Origin of the sequence: Serratia grimesii, from assembly GCF_900186025.1 — a bacterium.
In the GTDB taxonomy this organism is placed as follows: Bacteria; Pseudomonadota; Gammaproteobacteria; order Enterobacterales; family Enterobacteriaceae; genus Serratia; species Serratia grimesii.
The window spans coordinates 120,206-136,970 of sequence record NZ_LT883155.1 but is presented as its reverse complement, the minus strand read 5'-3'; the positions used below and the strand labels follow the sequence as shown (position 1 = coordinate 136,970).

Below are 16,765 nucleotides of genomic sequence, written 5' to 3'. Positions count from 1 at the left end.
TGGCTACTCCGCAGGAGGCGTTTTAATATCAACTAACTTCAACTCTAGCTCCGCCACACGTTGCTGCAACTGTGCGAGCGATGCCTCCTGATTTTGCATACCCCAACCACGCTCGGGGCGATATAAAGTAGCCCATATCCATAAAAACGGCCAGATCACGTGCAGAGTAAATAAACTCACCCAGCCCGCGACATGGATAGCATCGGCATGCGGATGGTTGCGTGCCTTGGCAATAAGATAGGGAATATCATGCAGAATAATAATCCCATAGAAAATAATAAGGAAAACTAGAATAAGTACACCCAACGCGAAGTAATTAAGAAACATAACTGCCTCTCATTTGCGGAACCCGTGTTCACTGGTAAAGATAGACGCGTTTTTAGCTCTTTGTGCTAAAACTGGGTAAGTTTATTTCGGCGGGTGTACCTTATAGGAAATGAACCAAAACAGACAACAACCATCCTTTGATTTTATAGAGTTTTTAGGTTTAAGCGAAAGATCCGTTACCACTCTGACGAGTAGCGCAAACCATCCAGTAATAATGATTATTATTAAAGGTAAACTCATTCAAAACCTGGAGCCCCAGTTTACGCGTATGGGCTGCATAAGATCGTGGGTTAATTTTATTCACAAATGTGACCAAAACATCAAAACGCAATGACATTTTTTTTAATGCAAATGCAAACAGCGCTTCAAGCACCCCGCTGCCCCGAACCGAAACGTCGACACAGATCGGCCCATATTGGTAGGAGTTCTCTACCGTCAACACCTGGCCGGCAAACTCATATTCTCCCAATCTGCCAATCATGTGCTCAAACAAAGGCCAGGGCGCCCAAAACTGCCAGGAAGCGGCCATCACAAACGCGACAACCTTACCTTTCTGCCTGGCGACAAACAGCCCTTGCTCTTGCTCGATCAACGCGACCATTTGCTCATAGGTCAGTAAAGTGGTCACAAAACCATCTTTCTTGTCTTCCTCACTGATGGTTACTACCTGATACCGCTTGAGCAGTTCAGTCACTTGTTCAATATCAGCCACATTGGCCACACTCAATTCCATGCAAACCTCCTAGAAAGTCGAAAATAACCCAGTTTTTTTAGAAATTTATCATTGCAGTAAAAATTAATTCTCTATATCCATCAAAGTTATCCTTTGATAAATAACAAACGGCTCAGTCACAGAATATAGGCCTCGGTCATTCACCCACTCGAACTGACAAACTTTCTGCGAATGAACACGTTGAATTCATTATTTCTAAGCCTTGCTAGCTAAACTACTATCAAAGTAATCTGTTTTATACGTACAGATCAGAACGATATGGAGTGGAACAGATGCCGATGGAGCAGACGGAAGCGGGGATACAGGGCAGCCGGTACCGTCAGATTGCCGAACAGATAAAACAGGCAATCCACGCAGGATTTTTACCTGCCAATACACGTTTGCCGTCGGTAAGAACCCTGGCCACTCAATACAACATCAGTCTGACAACCGCACTTAAAACCTTGCGTACCCTGGAAGATGAACATTACGCCGTAGCCAAACCCAAATCCGGTTTTTTTGTCGCACCAAAGCGACATTCGCCGCAAAAGGACGCCGTTATCGTGGAACAGCCACGTGAGATTGCGCCGCTGGATGAACAAACCGAACTGCATATGGCCATGGTGGGGGAAGATTGCCGCGTTCGTCTGGATCTGGCTAATGGTGATAGCTCTTTGTACCCCATCAAAAAGCTGAGTTTGATCATGCGCCAGCTTGGTTATAGCAAGCCATTTTTGCTCGGTGATACGGTTAAAGGCTCTGGCTATGCGCCGTTAAAAACAGAAATCGCCCGACGAGCGATAGACTATGGCTGCAATATTAATCCGGATAACATTTTAGTGACCAACGGCTGCGTGGAGGCACTGTCGCTCTCGCTGCTTGCGACAGTGAAACCGGGAGATGCGGTTGCCGTTGAATCGCCCTGCTACTTTGTTTTATTGCAAATGTTGCGTCAGCTCAAACTGCGCGTGATTGAGGTTGAAACGGGTAACGAAGGCTATGTGGATAGCGAAAAGCTGGTTGCGCTATTCCAGAGAAAAGCGGTGAAGGTGTTTGTCACCCTCGCCAATGTTAATAACCCACTGGGCAAAACCATACCGAACGAGAAAAAAGCTCACATCGCGCGGCTGGCCGATGAAAACGATGTGATCATTATTGAAGATGACACTTTTGGCGACATCGCCTTTGGTGATCAACGACCATTTCCCATGAGGGCCTTTAGCCCCAATGTCATCCTGTGCAGCGGTTTCTCTAAAACCGTGGCGCCTGGCGTGCGTGTCGGTTGGGTTCACAGCAACCATTACATGCGAAAAATCACCTCGCTGAAATATACCTCGACCATGGGCTCACCAATATTGCCGCAGGCAACCATTGCCGAATTACTGAGCAATGGCGGATACGACGCCCATCTGCGCAAACTCAGGCATAAGTTGGCTAACCTGGTGAGCAAGATCCGTCAGGTAGTGCTACGAGCATTCCCCCCTGGCACAAAAGTCTCTGAGCCTGAAGGCGGTTATGTGCTGTGGGTGGAAATGCCGAAGAATACCTTGAATGTACGCTCGCTGTTTATCAAAGCGCGTAATGCCGGGATCGGCATCGCCCCCGGGCATATTTTTGCCACGGATGACCGCTACGATCACTGTTTCCGACTGAATGCAGGCTTTGGTTATAACGATGAGGTTGAACAGGCGATCGCCCAGCTTGGGCAATGGTGTACTCAGTCACTTGTGGGGAATGAAGCGGATTGATTGGCGGAAGATCACAGGAGTCGCATTTGATAGGTAACAACATGTAAAATATTAAGATTTACTATAATAATTCTCAACACACCCCCAAAAGCACCACCGAATTGATTTGCATATCATTTTATGATGACCAAATGATACGGAGCATAATCAATCAAAGATTGTAGTTAAACGATGCATAAGGAGTTTTAGCTAATTGCTAATGAAAACCAACACAAGCTCTGAAAAATGGTATTGCAAGATACTTTCTGTTTGATGGCTGGTAGAAAAACATACTTGAAAACAACAAATAGGGTGTGATCAGCTCCTCAACATCAGGTGTGTAAGCACGTGTTTTAGCACGTTACTCTCAACTAGAGCGAGACATGCGGTAGCGATGTATTGCTACAGCCCCACAACAAGTCTGTCTGTTGTGGTTTAAGCGACTAAGCCGAGTTTCAATCTAGCGAAATCGTACTCTTCAAAAACTCGATGTAAATAAGTTTGAAATAGTACGTAAGTATTTTGAAGCTGATCACTTTATTTTTTTATCATATCAATAACTCTCTTTCAACTCTTTTTTTTCTATCATTTTAACAAGATCTAAACTTTCCCAATTCACGAACCAAAATGTCGTCAGAAGCTGACGTAAATCATTTTCAACTTCAGTGTCACTTCTCATCAATTTATCTTCAAATTTAATAAGATACTTTTTATAAATTTCCTTTCTTGTCTTCTTGGATACAAATGGGCATGACATTATGTCAAGAAATAAGTGAGCATTCTCTGATGACTGTAATAGATTCATTTCCTTGCATAAAACATCTTTAATCCTCCTCTCTATCTCATTCTTTAGGTCTTTATATTCAGATCTATTTCTAAAGTAAAATAAAAGCGATATGACACTAAAATAATCAAGGTGTTTTTTTGGCAAAATTCCGTTAAAGTATTGCTTATTAACCAAATAATTATCTCCAAAAAATGTAGTTGAGAGTATTACATTTATTTTTTCTATCGATATATACCCATCTACAAACAATCCATTTTCTTTATCACCAAAATTCAACGTTTCGGCCGTGTAAACTAGATTAGTCATAAATAAGTTTTTATAATCCTCTGACAAATCCTCTAAATAATTAGATATAATAACCATTGTTTTTGAAAATTTATAGGACGCAGAAACACTTGGGTTTACACTAAAAAAGAAAAACATCAAATCAGACATTATAAAAATAACGTCTTTTACTTTTTTTACTTTTTCTCTATCATCTTCTTTTAGTAGATCTACAACAGAATTATTATGTATTAAAGTTATAACTCTTTTTGACAAAGACGATATTAAGTATGCTGAAACACTGCTGTAATCCATTCCGCAGTCAATACATATAGACTTTGAATTATTTATGAAGTACCTTTTAAGTTCATGATGATTTCTTATTCTTTTTATATCTCTACTGTCACCGTTCTTTTCATAAATTTTCCTTTCTAAACTCTTTATCAACTCATTAATCTTAATGATAATACTAGTCTTTTTAGTACAAAAAGGTCGATTGTATTTCTGCATTTTATTATTATTTAAGTGAAGATTATATTCATTAAGCATTATACTTATAACATTTGTTATAGTATGTGACTTATCCTCACTATTTGAGAAGAGTATATAGTCATCAACATATCGCAATATTATATAATCAACGTTAATTTTCCATGAGTACTGTTTGAGAAGACACTCCTCTATGTCTTTATCTATTCTCTGAAATATTATCTCTGAAAAAATTCGACTAAACTCCGAACCAATCGGTATCCCATTTGTTTCATTATTGTTGCTTCGTTGCATTAATGTATCTAATTCTTGCGGGAATTGGTTCTTGCAATCTATATGCTCCCTTATAAACTCCTTGCTTTTTAAAGCCCACGAAACTGAGTGTGTGTAAATACTGTCAAAACAATGTGATACATCAAGCATCCACATCATGGAAAACTTTCTTTCAATATCGAAGTATAGTTTGCTATCGAAAAGTTTATGAATCCTATTAAAGCCATTATATGAAAAGTATGATGATGAATATTTACTCGTTAACTCATCTTTTAGTGTTTCTATGTCGCCACTTTTATATTTCCTCATTACCTGTTGTTCATAAAGAAAAAATGAATTAGCTACTTTCTTTGGTGATCTTATTGAAAAGTTACTTTTTGAGGTATTTAAACATATTACAGGTGCATATTTTTTATAAAACTCACAATAGTTAATCTGAGATCTAGGATGGATCAGAGATATATGCCTTAAGTTATATTGATCTTTAAATATACTATATTTAAAAGGATACGTTTGCTTCTTTTTATTTGACTCTCTATCTCCGAGAGTCAAACTATTGTCCAAATTTGGGTTTATAATCTTTTTGTAAAACGAAGATATTGGAGAATATTGTGAATTTTCATATTTCTTCATGTCATTTGCATTGATGTATAACCCATCATTGGAAAATATAATAGGTGTATCAGATGGCGCAGTATCACACAATAGAGCTCTGAGATAGTCTTTCTTATCCAATTTTATGTTTGTTTTTTTTATAACCATATTTTGGTGATCTCTTCATATCGTTTAAAGTTATACTTTCGATAAACTCTTTCTTTGAATCCTTTCTTGAAGCTATTTCTAAGCAATGCTTTTTTTTGCTGTTTGTTTATGTGGTGATTTTTTATTTTATTAATCCTACCCTTATTAGAATTAGCACAAAATATTAAAAAATCATCTAAAAAAGATAAACTTTCAGAGTCAGAGTCTAGTTTTGCATTACTATAATATATTCCTGTACTGATTTTACTTTTGTCTATACCCTTTGTCTTATTTATTTTCCTCTTTAAATCCCTATTACTTGTAAGAAAAGAAACCCTATCTAATAGCAAGTCAAAATTACCATATTTATGGTAGGAGTAAAATGCTCTCGCAAGTCTGGTTTTTATCTTTCTCAATCGACCATCTGATAAGTCAGTTTTTACTAGTCTATAAACAGACTTCACTGCTTTTTTATTAATAATGTGCGTATCTACTATTGAAAAACGATAGCCAAGATAGTCAAACTTATGAACAACGGTTCCATTCGGGCTAGCGCCTTGCGCTCTTTTTTCTATTAGCGGAGATATGGATTTCTTATCTTTCCTATGACTTAGGGTTAAACCTTTTGGAAGCTTGCTTCCTATCTCCCTCAATAAAATATTACTATCTTCCATTCCTGCAGTAATTAAAATTATATCATCAACAAATCGTGCATAATAAAAAATATCGTTTCTTTTTTTTAAACTATCATCAAAATCTGACAAATAAATTTCAGAGAGAACAGGACTAATCTCTAGTCCTCTAGGAAGCCCTATCGAACCATATTTTCTCTCGCAAGACTTTAAATACCATTCGACAATGTTTTTCGTATGCCGAGATATCTCAGTACTGTTATTAATAATACCAAGCAGAACATCTAGTTCTATAGACTCAAAAAATGATTTAATATCAAGCCTGTAAACCCGAAACCTAGCACCCTCGCTGAGGTAAATTTGTATCTCGTCAATAATTGTATTTCTTTGTTTCAAAGAGACATTACTGATAGATTTCAAATTAGAATTGCAATGTCTTAACACTATTTTTTCTTTAACACAGGACGCTGAGTATACATAGCGTCCTTTTAGTTGGAACTTGTTTATACTTACTCCGGACCTGAAATTCTCATGAGCAATATTTACAGCGTCGTTAACCAACTTCTCTATTTCATCTGGGTTATTTTTTAAATCAATATATCTTTCGTTATCACTTAATTTCTTTTTAAGCGCGAAAGAAGTAAACGGTTGTCTATTCATTGATTGCCTCTAACCATCATCATTTTCAGCCCGTTATAACCTTTTATAAGCTTCCGCGCAATGCTATCCCCGCCTCGCCTGCCCGCTTCTTGTGTCGCTTTTCATGCAGTTGCATGATGGCCCGCAAACCGCGCCAGCACTGGGACGGCAGGGAGGCAGTAAGGGCATTATAGGCATGCAAATTCATGCACCCTATGCATGCATGCTCAAAATGTGAGGCCCGCCAGAGAAAAAGCCGCAGAAAACAAACACAGAAGGAAATAAAAAAACCGCCCCTTAAGAAAGGAGCGGATGCTATTAATCAACGCAGACAATTATTATTCCCGTAACGGTTCAACGTTCGGTATTCCGGCGGCGGTACCGGAATAGTTTCCGGGGGTATTGGTTGCCGGATCACATGCTCAATACTTTCCCGTGTTTTAAAGGTGCTGGAGCAGTCAATATTTTGGCACTGGTAATAGGCCTCTTTGGTCTGTTCCGTCAGATAACGGCTGGTGCGGGTGTGTGCACCGCTGCGGCAGAAAGGGCAGCGCATCATGATTATTCCTCCTCTGCCGCTTTGGCTTTTTTGCGTTCGGCGATTTCCACGCTGAGTTTTGTGAGTGCCGCCGGACTGTTAATCAGCTTCTGGTCGATACCACTGAAATCCGGACCGTACAACCCAATCGCCTCAAGAATCGGGTCGCCCTCTGCGCTTAGTTGATAGCTACCGGCGCGTTCCATCAGTGCCTGCATAATTTCCTGCATCACGACACCACGCGGATCTCGGGCGCACAGATTATTGTTCTGGAACTGCTCTTCGTCGTGGCCGAGACGCAACTGGGCATGGAGTCGCAAGGCAACCGCGCGGATCAGGGACGAGGCCTTATCCAGTGCGATTTCCAGCGTCATTTCGGAGTGGGTTCGTAAAATCGTGCGGTGTTTCTGGTCATAACGGCGGGCGGCGGCGCAGACCGAAAGCATCGCCTCTTCCTGCTCATCTTCCAATTCGGCCAACAGCCCGTCGTATTCATTCACCAGCTCGCGCTTGATGATGCGCTGGGTATGCAGGTCTTGCATCTCCGGCGTCAGTTCGCCTTTTGCTTTGCGGAACCGCTTACGCCAGCCCTTGTCATCCATAACGGCCTGCTCTTCCGCTGCGCGTTTTTTATCGTGTGTGGTCGCAATGACCTGACGGATATCATTCAGCTCGGTTTTCTTTTTATAAAAACCGTTACGTGCGTCATCAAAGCCGGATTGTTGTTGCAAAAAGCGGGTAGAAAGTGCGGCAAGCGGGGTCTTGGTGGTCATCGAAAAACTCCAGTTCGTTATGTTGTGTGGACAGTGTCCGATAACCGGCACAACCGCTCAATCGAACACAGTTGTCACTCCGGCTACACAACTTGGCCTTTTTCAATGTGTTAGGTGATGTTTTTCCGGAAGGGATGGCCCGCCAGAGAAAGGGCGTTTCGGTGAGTCGGCCGCTGCCTTTATCGATTTGAAGGGGTAACAGGGGTTACACAGGTTACAGCTATGATTTTAAAGGGAAAAATGTGTTACCCCGGCGGTAATTGACGGGGTAACACCGGGTAACAGGGTGAAAAAGCGTCGAATCTGTTACCCCTGTTACCCCAATCAAAACAAAAGGGGTAACAGATTTTCTCCAGTGATTACAACGGTGTAACCCCTGTTACCTCTGTTACCCTTTAAAAATAAGACTCGCGTAAAGACTTAGCCTAAGACGTCACTGGTAAACACATACAGCTTCTTGACGCCCATCTCTGGCGGGCGGGTGGCCGTTTGCATTTTGCCGTCTTTGGCCGGAACCAAAAAACCGGCCTCCGCGCACAGCCTTGCCACTTTCCGCGCATCAAAACCCTTGCAGATTTCCTTCCAGCCGGACGGCATCACATAGAACGTTGTCATCGCCTCCACCTGCCGGGCATGGTTGCCTTTCTCCACTTTGCGCCAGCCCACCATGTTGCCGGGGCGGTTCATCTCGTTATGCCAGTCGGCAAAACGGCTGAACTGCCCGGCCGTAAAGAAGCTGCGCACCTGCTCCAGTGCGGCGAGATCTTCCTGATTGGCGCTGTGGCCCCGGTCGGCCAGCCATGCCCGCATACAGGTCTGGGTGGCCCGCAGTGCTTCCCCTTCCGGCCAGCCGGTGATGCCGAGCTGGGTTGCCAGCTCTCCGGCCATGGCAACCAGCGCAAAGCGGTTGATAGCCCGCCCGACCTGATTACCGGCAGCCTCCGGCATCAGCAGGTGGGTGTATTCCTTCATCATTGCCTTGGCTCTGGCTGCCATGCCGTTCAGGTCAGCGGTGAGGGCTTTCAGCCAGGCACGAAACGGCGTGCCGTAGACCGTCGCTGTGGTGAGTTCAAAATGCTCCGCCAGTGCCTTGCCGCTGTCGAACCCGTGCAGGGTTTCAAACACGCCGTACTTGCCGGAGTCGCTCGGTATCTGAAGCATCCGCACTTCCATCCCGGCAAACGTGCGTTCGCCGGCGCGGGCGGCATGTTCGGTTAACGACAGTTCTCCGGTCGAGAAGAACAACAGCCGCCATTGCTTGCGGGCGCGTAACTCGCCGTCGGTGCCTGCCCGCCCTTTGCCTTGGCCGTTCGCCAGCATATAGGCGATGTTTCCGGCCTCACGGCCGTCCACCTCCCGGATTTCATCAAGCATCATGGCTGCATCGTTACGGCGGCTGGCGGTGCCTTCCAGCGCATTACCGGTGGAGCGCCACGTGTGCCAGTAATCCGGGCCACCGCACACCGAGGTCGCCGCCTTCATGGTGGTGGTCTTGCCGTCGGTAGATTCACCCTTGAGGTGATAACCGCCGCCGTCCATCCCCACCAGACGCAGCAGTGGTGCGGCAAACGCCAGACTGACCGCAAAGGCCACGCGGGAGTTGCCGACGCAGTAGCGGCCAATCTGTTTCTGCCACTCGTCCAGCGTCCCGGCCACACGAAAATCTTTGCCTTGTACGCTGGCGGTTTGCAGTATCACCGCCTCCGCATCTTCGCCGATCACCTCATCCTGCAACACATAGACATCGCCATGCCAGCCGGTCTTGTTCACGCAGGTGACTTTGCGCTCCGGCTTGCACAGGGAGATGTACTCCATAAGCCGGGCACGGGCCTCGCCGGTGGTGCTGATGTACGACAGGCCGTTGACCAGCAAGATTCGGCGCAGCTCTTCACCGCTGCCGCTCAACATCTCCATTGGCATCGCCCATTTACGCGACTGGCCGTAGGTGTCTTCCCATTCCAGCAGGCGTCCGAAGTTGCCGCCGTCGGCATCGCAGGTGATGGCCGTCACCCGCAACGGGTTACTGATTTTGATGTTGCGAATTTCGGTGTCTCCGTCCGACTTTTGCACCTGTTTGTCGAACCATAGATATTCCTGCGTCAGCCGGAACCCCTGTGGCAACTTCACCGCCGACTTACCCAATTGCACCAGTTCCTCGCTGAATGCCTCTTTAGCGCGTGCCGGGCCGTTCTCCTGCATAAAGTCATTCCAGTCTGCCTTATGCCGGGTCGGCGGCAAGGTGACGCAGCCGTTGACGGCCTTGGCGGCTTTCTCCGCCCAGACTTTGCCGGTGTTCTCTTTGCCGTCGTAGAAATCATTGTCTCCGGCGATGACGATACGGGCCTGCGGCCAGCGGGCATGTATCGCTTGTGCCACGTTCGGCAGGTTGCTGGCCGAGATGGCGGCCACCACCCAGCCTGCGGCGAGCTGGGCGGCCGTCAGCGCGGTGGCGTAGCCTTCGGTGATAATCACCTGCGCCGGGGGGACTTCTGCGCCCGGCAGCTCACTGAGGGCGATAAATGCCCCCTTTTGTACCGTCCCCGGCAGCAGACGCTTATCGCCCAGCGGGGAAATAAGCTGTGCGCCTGTCACTGCGCCGTGAATATCCGTCAATTCCAGCACCAGTGAACCGGGCAGGAAGTCCACACCGCCGCTTTTGCGGGCTGTGGTGGTCAACGGATGAGGCAGAGCCGGGAAGCCTTTGCCGTTCAGATACTCACTCTGCCCGACAGCGCAGGAAGCCAGCCATTGCGCCACCGTATCCGTCATTGCCGGTGCGGGGTTGGCGGCTTCTTTTCTGGCGGGCTTGGGTGGCTGTTGCTGCACCTGACTCAGTTGCAGCACGTCGGCCACTTCATTGACGGCCTGCCCGACGCTGATACCGTTAACCAGCGCCACCAAGTCCAGCCCGTCACCGTGCGAGCAATGCGTACAAATCCAGCGGCCGTCCCCATTTTTATCGTCCATACGAAATGGCTTGGTGCCGCCGCACTTCGGGCAGGCGCCGTGCTGGCCGTGAGGCGGAACCGTCACGCCCAGCAGGGGGAATAGAGCTTCCCAGCGGCCGCGGGCCGCCTGTTTGGTCTGTTCTAATTTAGTCATTGCGCCCCCTTAATGCAGCGTCGGTGCCGGATGGCAGGACGTGACCGCCACGCCGCACAGCTCCGCCATAATGTTGCAGCCCTGCACCGTGAGCTGTGGTGCCGCCAGCAGGATATTCGGGGCCACCATCTCGCCCAGCAACGCACAGGCAATCTCCATGCCTTCGTCAATGCCGTGCATCTTCACAAATAGCGCTTCGATGTCGCTGGCAATCAGCTTCTGCAGGCTGTCCAGTGAGTGGGAAAGCGCCACACCCTGCACGGCACAGGCGGCGAGATAGGCTTCGGCCACCGCACGGCGAAACAGCGCGGTGCGCACTTCCAGTGGAATGCAGGAGGCAGAACCGTTATCCAGTGTCATGCGGCCACCTCCCCGTTAATCGCGGCGCACTGCGCCTGAACGAAGGCCAAATCCTCCGACAGGTAAGCCACCATAGCGGCCATTTCCTGCGTGGTGATGCCGGTCGGGAACTGCGTCGAGGCGGCCTGACCGGCGAACAGCATATCCAGCAGCGAACAGGCTTGCTTGGCGCGGTTTAATTTCTCAAAGGCGTCTTCGGTCATGCCGTAAGACAGGTACTGGCAGGATGGCGGCAACACGGTGCCCTGAGCTGATGATTGCCCATGTAATGAAGTCATGATTTTTGTCCGTCAGAATCGAAAATTAAGCGTGATTAGCCGCGTTACAGGAAGCGGGAATAATGGGTGTCGTCGTGCTCCGGCGCAGGGCGTTCGGCCGTCCAATGGCGGCTACGTACCACTTTCACGGAGGGATGCAGACGTAACGGCGGCTGACTGCCGGACGACCGGGAATCAAGGGTGCGCGGTGCATCGGCGATTTTGGTGTACACCTCAGCGAACCACGGTAGTGGCATAACGGTGACATTGCCGGATAACTCGTATTCAAAAATCACTTCATAGGCAAACTCAGGATTGAGCTGTGAAATAGCCTCACGGGCACGTTGCAGATTCAGGATGCGCACTGTTCTGCCTTCCTGATGCTGATAGCGCTCGCCGTATTGCGGAAACTCACGCATGACAGCCTCCCTGCGGCAGACGACCGGCGAACATGAGTACGTAGTCACCGGCCAACTGGCGGCGGGCGCTGCGTTCGTCACCGGCGGTAATGCGCAACATCACCGGGCGGATTTTGCGCTGGGTGCGGTTGATTGCGGCAAAGATGTAGGTACACTTTGATGTAGCCATGGCGTTGCTCTCAATTTACGTTGATGGTCAGGCTCTGGCAGTGTTCGCGCACTGTACAGAGCCGCTTTTTTTTCAGGTGCCCTCGTGATAAGGTGGCCACCTAACGTTTTAAACAGTATTCCAATAGGTGGCCACTTGTCAACAGCAACAACCAGAGATCGCAGCCCAAAAGGTGCTGGACAGTCCCCGCAATTCAAAATGCGTATAACTCCTGAGCTAAAGGAGCAATTAGAAACTGAAGCTAATAAAGATAATGTCAGCCTTGCTAATTGGATAAAAGAACTTGCACGCCAAGAACTAAAACGCCGAGGCATTGAGCCTAAAGGGTGATTTCTTAAATGGCGGCTCAGTGCCGCCCAGTAATACCTTGTGACTTGCCTTCCCTGATGTTATTAGCTTTTAATCGACTCTTTTCATATTCTGTTGAAGAGGAACTTTCTAAATCATCTCGCCATGAATAATAATCAGCAGCACGCCAACGTGACATACGACCTAATTTTATTGGGCGTGGAAATCGTTCTTGCGATATCAGTCGATAAATCCATTTATCACTTAATAGACAGTCTGCTGTGATAAATTTCATATCAATCAGAGCATCCATTGGGGGGCGATGTGCGGTTGTCAATTCATTGATAAAGGTCATATCTCATTCTCCGTCTGTGCGAGTCAACTGGCCTCAATACGGAAAATTTAATCACATGATTTCAGGTATTAAAATGTGACTAAAGAATCAGAGGGTCAGACTCATTAGTCACAACGATTGTTAATCAAATGTTAATTGGTTTTTCTTCATACTCTTACGCAAAAGGCTCACGATGGTGTCATAACTTAATGGAGGTTCGCCTTTTTCTGGCCAGAACTCAGCCGCATGTTTAAAAAGATGGTCGGTTACAGCAGTAGGACTTTCTCTTCTTAGCTTCATATCACGGTGATACAACGCTATAACGGCCATAAGAATTTCGACTCTAGGAACCGCATGCTTCTGCTTTTGCGCTTCAGACTGTGATTTATAACTATTCTCTATCTTCTTCGTTTTTTTATCTTCTGCTACGGCTCTAAAAAAACTTCCTATTTCTTTCTTTGTAATCCATAAAGTATCTAGTAATAAGTAATTTTCCTTCTCATCGTAGTTAACAAATAACTTTACAGGAAAATCAAGATAAGCAGCCCCAGAAGGAATAAAGCTTTCAGGCCAATACTCAGGCTGGCCTTCATGTTTAATGAATAGCTCCTTATAAATATCACCGACAGCAAACAAACCTTTTATATGGCATCTTAAAAAACCATTCTCATCATACGAGTCTTCCCCAGCATGCAATCTTAAAGAACAACTTTCAGATAGAAGATGATAACCAGCCTCATCTTTTGGCAATGAATTTATTGCATTTAATAACTCAGCTCTATCAACATTAGAGCTTAAGCCATTAGATACATCCAGCTCATCATCATAGAACTCCATACAGAGCTCTATGCCTTTGTGCCGCGCAAACCAAAGGATATCTTTTTCATCACATCCAATTATCTCGGCCGCCTCGGACAATTGGTAATATTCTCGTAAAAGAGAATCTGTATTTTTTATTTTAAAAAAAATCATTTATTAATTACTTTTTTATCAGATAAATAATCCGCATACCATTGCATCATCTCTCTACGACCATCCAAGTATTGTGCATGGTTATAGGCTCCCCGGATCGCGTTTTTATCCACATGAGCCAATTGCATTTCGATCCAAGCAGAGTCATAGCCTTGCTCGTGTAGGATAGTGCTCATCGTGTGCCTAAAACCATGTCCAGTAAGCCTGCCTTTATAGCCTAAAAGCTCAATAACCTGATTGATACTTTCCTTACTGATCGGCTTACGCTGATCATTCCTGCCAATAAAAACAAGCGGATAATGGCCTGTTATCGGCTGTAACTGCTTCAGTAAGGATATGGCTTGTCTTGATAATGGTACTTTATGAGGGCGGCGCATCTTCATATGTTCAGCCGGAACCTCCCACATCGCTTTATCAAGATCAATATCTTGCCAACGAGCAAAACGCAGTTCCTGAGTTCTTACACCGGTATACATTATTAAGTAAGTCGCGGTTTTGGTGATAATACTACCGGTGTAGCCCGCTAAATCCTGCAAAAAATCAGGCAACTCTTGCGCTGTTAAGAATGGGAGGTGTTGTTTCTTATGTACGGCTAAAGCACTGGCTAAATCAGGGGCAGGGTTATACTCAGCGCGGCCAGTAATAATCGCATAACGGAATACCTCACCGCATCGCTGGCGCACTTTACGCATTTTCTCTAATGCGCCACGCTTCTCCATTCTTTTGAGTGTTTCTAACAACTCTAACGGCTTAATTTCAGCAATAGGTCGTAACCCGATATAGGGGAAAATATCCTTTTCGAAAGTATCAATGATTTCATCACGGTAACGTAGTGACCAACGATCAGCCTTGGCTTTATGCCACTCACGTGCAATCGCTTCGAAAGTGTTCTCTGCTGCTATTTTTTTAGCCTGTTTCTCCGCCTTCTTTATCGCCCCGGGATCATTGCCCTGTGCAAGGGCACGCCTCGCCTCGTCTCTTTTCTGACGGGCTACCGCTAAGGATATGTCGGGGTAAACACCAATGGACAACAATTTTTCACGCCCCATCACACGATACTTCATGCGCCAATAGCGGGAGCCGTTTGTGTTTACCAACAGATATAATCCCCCGCCATCAGTGAGCTTGTAGGGTTTGTCTTGGGGTTTTGCTGTACGCACCTTTACGTCAGTCAAAGGCATTGCGTCTCCTTCTGGGGGTATCAATTTTTAGGGGTAATTTTTAACCCCCAAAAACACCCCTTAATGGGGGTAGATTTGAGTAGACACAGGTTGACATCAGAAGAGATTAATTTCAAGTTAACCATTGTTTTTAATGAAAAATATAGACTTGAGTTGACATGAAAAGAGGAGCTTTGGCGGAAGATCACAGGAGTCGAACCTGCCCAGGACCGCTGGCGGCCCCAACCGGATTTGAAGTCCGGCCGCCCCACCGGGGACGAGGATCTTCCTTCGGCAACAGGAAGCAAGGGGCTGATTATAGCGCAGTTTACCCTTAGCGCTAAGAGGGAAATAGCGGTAGCCTCCGGCAATATGCCGGAGGCAGGCAGGGTTAAGGCTTCAACAGTTCTTTCACGTCCAGCAGGATAAACTCGTTGTCATCCGCCACATTTGGCTGGCGGCTGGAGGAAAACGGGAAGTTATTATCGTTGCCGACGATGATATGGCTGCCATCCACCACGTCCACGTTTTCAATGGTGAAGAACGGGAAAGTCAGCACACCGTTATTCAGCGGTTTGCGCGCCAGTTTATTTGGGTCCTGAATGTTCATCAGATCAATATAAGCCAATTTATCGACCGGTTTGCCGACGTTATCGTCAGAAAAAGCGATTTTGTACACTCGCTTGAACTTCGCCACCTGACTGAAGCAGTTGTCTGTGGGGGCGCCAGCAGCGCAGGCTTTGTCCGCCGTGCCTTCGTTATTATCGCGCTCGATCACCAAACCATGGGTGGCGTCGATCATGTTGAAATCACCAATCGCGTTCTGGTTATCTTCCAACACATATTGCCAACTGCGGCCGGTCCAGGCCTGTTTTTTCACGTCAAATTCCAGCACCCGCAGGTAGCGTTTGCCATCTATGTTCTCGAATTTTTCACCATTCCACAGCGCGCCTTCCAGCAACGGGTACAACTTGCTGCCGTCCGGTGATGCCGCCATGCCTTCAAAACCTTTAGAACGCGCCACCTGGAAGTTCTGTTTGCCATCCGGAGCGCCCGGCAGGGTCAGCGTCGGGTTATCCGGCGACTTCACCACCTTGCCGTCGACCTTGGTATCGAACACCGCCAATACTTTACCGTTCAGATCGGCCTTAATCAGGTAGGGGCCGAACTCATCGCCAATCCACAGGGCATTGTCGGCAAACTGGAAGCTTTCCGGGTCAAAATCGCTACCGGTCAGGTAACGCTTATCGGTGCTCTCATTGATGATATGGAAGGGGACATTTTTGTCCGGATCGTGCAGGAATACCGTTTCCAACGGGGTCACCGTGCCGTTGCTGAAGTCAATTTTATAGTGATTGAGGTACAGCATGGCATCCGGCGAATTGGCTTTACTGCCGAAGCCGTTGTCGGTTAGTACCCAGTAGGTGCCGTCAGGCATATGTTTGATGCCGGAATGCCCCTGTAGCGGCTGGCCACTGATCGGCAGACCAATACCGGTCATGCGATCGGCGGATTTGCCCGCCACGCTACCCAGTTCAGTCACACGTTTGCCACTGGTGTATTTACCACTTTGCTGCAAATCGTTAGGGGCATCCTGCGGTGCGGCAACGTTGGATTTAACGGCTAATAGCGCGTGCCCGGCCAAGGTTGCTGGCACCGGTTGAGCGTCTGCCCATAGATTACTGCTCAGCGCCATACAGCCAGCCAATAGCGCCAGACGGGTTTTGGTGATGTGCATGTCATGGTTCCCTTTTTGTTGTTATTGCCCAGAGGTAAAAGCAACGTCACTATAGGGAGCCGCA

Annotated in this window: 17 protein-coding genes and 1 tRNA gene; 2 read left to right on the top strand and 16 right to left on the bottom strand. The window is 46.8% G+C overall.

What is annotated here, in order from left to right; all coding sequences use genetic code 11:
* Positions 1–3: 3 nt before the first annotated feature.
* Positions 4–327 (bottom strand): DUF3302 domain-containing protein, encoded by a 324-nt coding sequence (locus SGBXF1_RS00610; RefSeq protein WP_037426114.1) that lies wholly within the window; start codon positions 325–327, stop codon positions 4–6.
* A 160-nt stretch (positions 328–487) separates the two neighbouring features.
* Positions 488–1,060, bottom strand: coding sequence for a GNAT family N-acetyltransferase (locus tag SGBXF1_RS00605; protein WP_186427673.1), 573 nt, complete (start codon positions 1,058–1,060; stop codon positions 488–490).
* A gap of 272 nt (positions 1,061–1,332) precedes the next feature.
* Here SGBXF1_RS00605 and SGBXF1_RS00600 point away from each other — a divergent pair, with 272 nt between their 5' ends.
* Positions 1,333–2,787: an aminotransferase-like domain-containing protein gene (locus SGBXF1_RS00600; RefSeq protein WP_186427672.1), complete on the top strand. Its 1,455-nt coding sequence runs from the start codon at positions 1,333–1,335 to the stop codon at positions 2,785–2,787.
* Positions 2,788–3,319: 532 nt separating this feature from the next.
* On the opposite strand, the gene drt3b is transcribed toward SGBXF1_RS00600, so the two are convergent.
* The 9 genes from drt3b to SGBXF1_RS00555 all read right to left on the bottom strand — a co-directional run bounded on the left by drt3b (position 3,320) and on the right by SGBXF1_RS00555 (position 12,209).
* Positions 3,320–5,341, bottom strand: a complete 2,022-nt coding sequence (drt3b, locus tag SGBXF1_RS00595; protein WP_129937770.1) for an antiviral reverse transcriptase Drt3b — start codon at positions 5,339–5,341, stop codon at positions 3,320–3,322.
* Complete coding sequence (gene drt3a / locus SGBXF1_RS00590; RefSeq protein WP_186427671.1) at positions 5,332–6,612, bottom strand: antiviral reverse transcriptase Drt3a; 1,281 nt, start codon at positions 6,610–6,612, stop codon at positions 5,332–5,334. Before drt3a ends, drt3b begins: the two co-directional genes overlap by 10 nt.
* 301 nt (positions 6,613–6,913) lie before the next feature.
* Complete coding sequence (locus SGBXF1_RS00585) at positions 6,914–7,150, bottom strand: ogr/Delta-like zinc finger family protein (protein ID WP_186427670.1); 237 nt, start codon at positions 7,148–7,150, stop codon at positions 6,914–6,916.
* A 2-nt stretch (positions 7,151–7,152) separates the two neighbouring features.
* A complete protein-coding gene (locus SGBXF1_RS00580; RefSeq protein ID WP_186427669.1) occupies positions 7,153–7,902 on the bottom strand; it encodes a hypothetical protein in 750 nt (249 codons plus the stop codon).
* Positions 7,903–8,322: 420 nt separating this feature from the next.
* A complete protein-coding gene (locus SGBXF1_RS00575) occupies positions 8,323–11,004 on the bottom strand; it encodes a TOPRIM and DUF927 domain-containing protein (RefSeq protein ID WP_186427668.1) in 2,682 nt (893 codons plus the stop codon).
* A 9-nt stretch (positions 11,005–11,013) separates the two neighbouring features.
* Positions 11,014–11,364, bottom strand: a complete 351-nt coding sequence (locus SGBXF1_RS00570; protein ID WP_186427667.1) for a DUF5375 family protein — start codon at positions 11,362–11,364, stop codon at positions 11,014–11,016.
* Complete coding sequence (locus tag SGBXF1_RS00565; protein WP_186427666.1) at positions 11,361–11,642, bottom strand: hypothetical protein; 282 nt, start codon at positions 11,640–11,642, stop codon at positions 11,361–11,363. Before SGBXF1_RS00565 ends, SGBXF1_RS00570 begins: the two co-directional genes overlap by 4 nt.
* A gap of 44 nt (positions 11,643–11,686) precedes the next feature.
* Complete coding sequence (locus SGBXF1_RS00560; protein ID WP_186427665.1) at positions 11,687–12,040, bottom strand: hypothetical protein; 354 nt, start codon at positions 12,038–12,040, stop codon at positions 11,687–11,689.
* On the bottom strand, positions 12,033–12,209 hold the full coding sequence (locus SGBXF1_RS00555) for a host cell division inhibitor Icd-like protein (RefSeq protein WP_129942423.1): 177 nt from the start codon (positions 12,207–12,209) through the stop codon (positions 12,033–12,035). The genes SGBXF1_RS00560 and SGBXF1_RS00555 overlap by 8 nt, the downstream gene beginning before the upstream one ends.
* 135 nt (positions 12,210–12,344) lie before the next feature.
* Between SGBXF1_RS00555 and SGBXF1_RS00550 the strand changes: the two genes are divergently transcribed.
* The gene (locus tag SGBXF1_RS00550) at positions 12,345–12,539 is read left to right on the top strand and encodes a toxin-antitoxin system HicB family antitoxin (RefSeq protein ID WP_238320996.1); all 195 of its coding nucleotides are present in this window, start codon (positions 12,345–12,347) and stop codon (positions 12,537–12,539) included.
* Between the two features lie 16 nt (positions 12,540–12,555).
* Here the strand turns inward: SGBXF1_RS00550 and SGBXF1_RS00545 are convergent, their stop codons facing one another.
* From SGBXF1_RS00545 to SGBXF1_RS00525, 5 genes are all read right to left on the bottom strand, one after another.
* Positions 12,556–12,852 (bottom strand): helix-turn-helix transcriptional regulator, encoded by a 297-nt coding sequence (locus SGBXF1_RS00545; protein ID WP_084797459.1) that lies wholly within the window; start codon positions 12,850–12,852, stop codon positions 12,556–12,558.
* A 120-nt stretch (positions 12,853–12,972) separates the two neighbouring features.
* On the bottom strand, positions 12,973–13,803 hold the full coding sequence (locus SGBXF1_RS00540) for a hypothetical protein (protein WP_186427664.1): 831 nt from the start codon (positions 13,801–13,803) through the stop codon (positions 12,973–12,975).
* Positions 13,800–14,984, bottom strand: a complete 1,185-nt coding sequence (locus tag SGBXF1_RS00535; RefSeq protein ID WP_186427663.1) for a tyrosine-type recombinase/integrase — start codon at positions 14,982–14,984, stop codon at positions 13,800–13,802. Before SGBXF1_RS00535 ends, SGBXF1_RS00540 begins: the two co-directional genes overlap by 4 nt.
* Before the next feature lie 174 nt (positions 14,985–15,158).
* A tRNA-Sec gene (locus SGBXF1_RS00530) sits at positions 15,159–15,253 on the bottom strand.
* Between the two features lie 101 nt (positions 15,254–15,354).
* Complete coding sequence (locus SGBXF1_RS00525; RefSeq protein WP_186427662.1) at positions 15,355–16,701, bottom strand: esterase-like activity of phytase family protein; 1,347 nt, start codon at positions 16,699–16,701, stop codon at positions 15,355–15,357.
* Between the last annotated feature and the right edge of the window lie 64 nt (positions 16,702–16,765).

Coding starts and splice junctions, on each gene's coding strand:
- SGBXF1_RS00610 (WP_037426114.1), bottom strand. CDS start 327: ATGTTTCTTAATTACTTCGCGTTGGGTGTACTTATTCTAGTTTTCCTT.
- SGBXF1_RS00605 (WP_186427673.1), bottom strand. CDS start 1,060: ATGGAATTGAGTGTGGCCAATGTGGCTGATATTGAACAAGTGACTGAA.
- SGBXF1_RS00600 (WP_186427672.1), top strand. CDS start 1,333: ATGCCGATGGAGCAGACGGAAGCGGGGATACAGGGCAGCCGGTACCGT.
- drt3b (WP_129937770.1), bottom strand. CDS start 5,341: ATGGTTATAAAAAAAACAAACATAAAATTGGATAAGAAAGACTATCTC.
- drt3a (WP_186427671.1), bottom strand. CDS start 6,612: ATGAATAGACAACCGTTTACTTCTTTCGCGCTTAAAAAGAAATTAAGT.
- SGBXF1_RS00585 (WP_186427670.1), bottom strand. CDS start 7,150: ATGATGCGCTGCCCTTTCTGCCGCAGCGGTGCACACACCCGCACCAGC.
- SGBXF1_RS00580 (WP_186427669.1), bottom strand. CDS start 7,902: ATGACCACCAAGACCCCGCTTGCCGCACTTTCTACCCGCTTTTTGCAA.
- SGBXF1_RS00575 (WP_186427668.1), bottom strand. CDS start 11,004: ATGACTAAATTAGAACAGACCAAACAGGCGGCCCGCGGCCGCTGGGAA.
- SGBXF1_RS00570 (WP_186427667.1), bottom strand. CDS start 11,364: ATGACACTGGATAACGGTTCTGCCTCCTGCATTCCACTGGAAGTGCGC.
- SGBXF1_RS00565 (WP_186427666.1), bottom strand. CDS start 11,642: ATGACTTCATTACATGGGCAATCATCAGCTCAGGGCACCGTGTTGCCG.
- SGBXF1_RS00560 (WP_186427665.1), bottom strand. CDS start 12,040: ATGCGTGAGTTTCCGCAATACGGCGAGCGCTATCAGCATCAGGAAGGC.
- SGBXF1_RS00555 (WP_129942423.1), bottom strand. CDS start 12,209: ATGGCTACATCAAAGTGTACCTACATCTTTGCCGCAATCAACCGCACC.
- SGBXF1_RS00545 (WP_084797459.1), bottom strand. CDS start 12,852: ATGACCTTTATCAATGAATTGACAACCGCACATCGCCCCCCAATGGAT.
- SGBXF1_RS00540 (WP_186427664.1), bottom strand. CDS start 13,803: ATGATTTTTTTTAAAATAAAAAATACAGATTCTCTTTTACGAGAATAT.
- SGBXF1_RS00535 (WP_186427663.1), bottom strand. CDS start 14,984: ATGCCTTTGACTGACGTAAAGGTGCGTACAGCAAAACCCCAAGACAAA.
- SGBXF1_RS00525 (WP_186427662.1), bottom strand. CDS start 16,701: ATGCACATCACCAAAACCCGTCTGGCGCTATTGGCTGGCTGTATGGCG.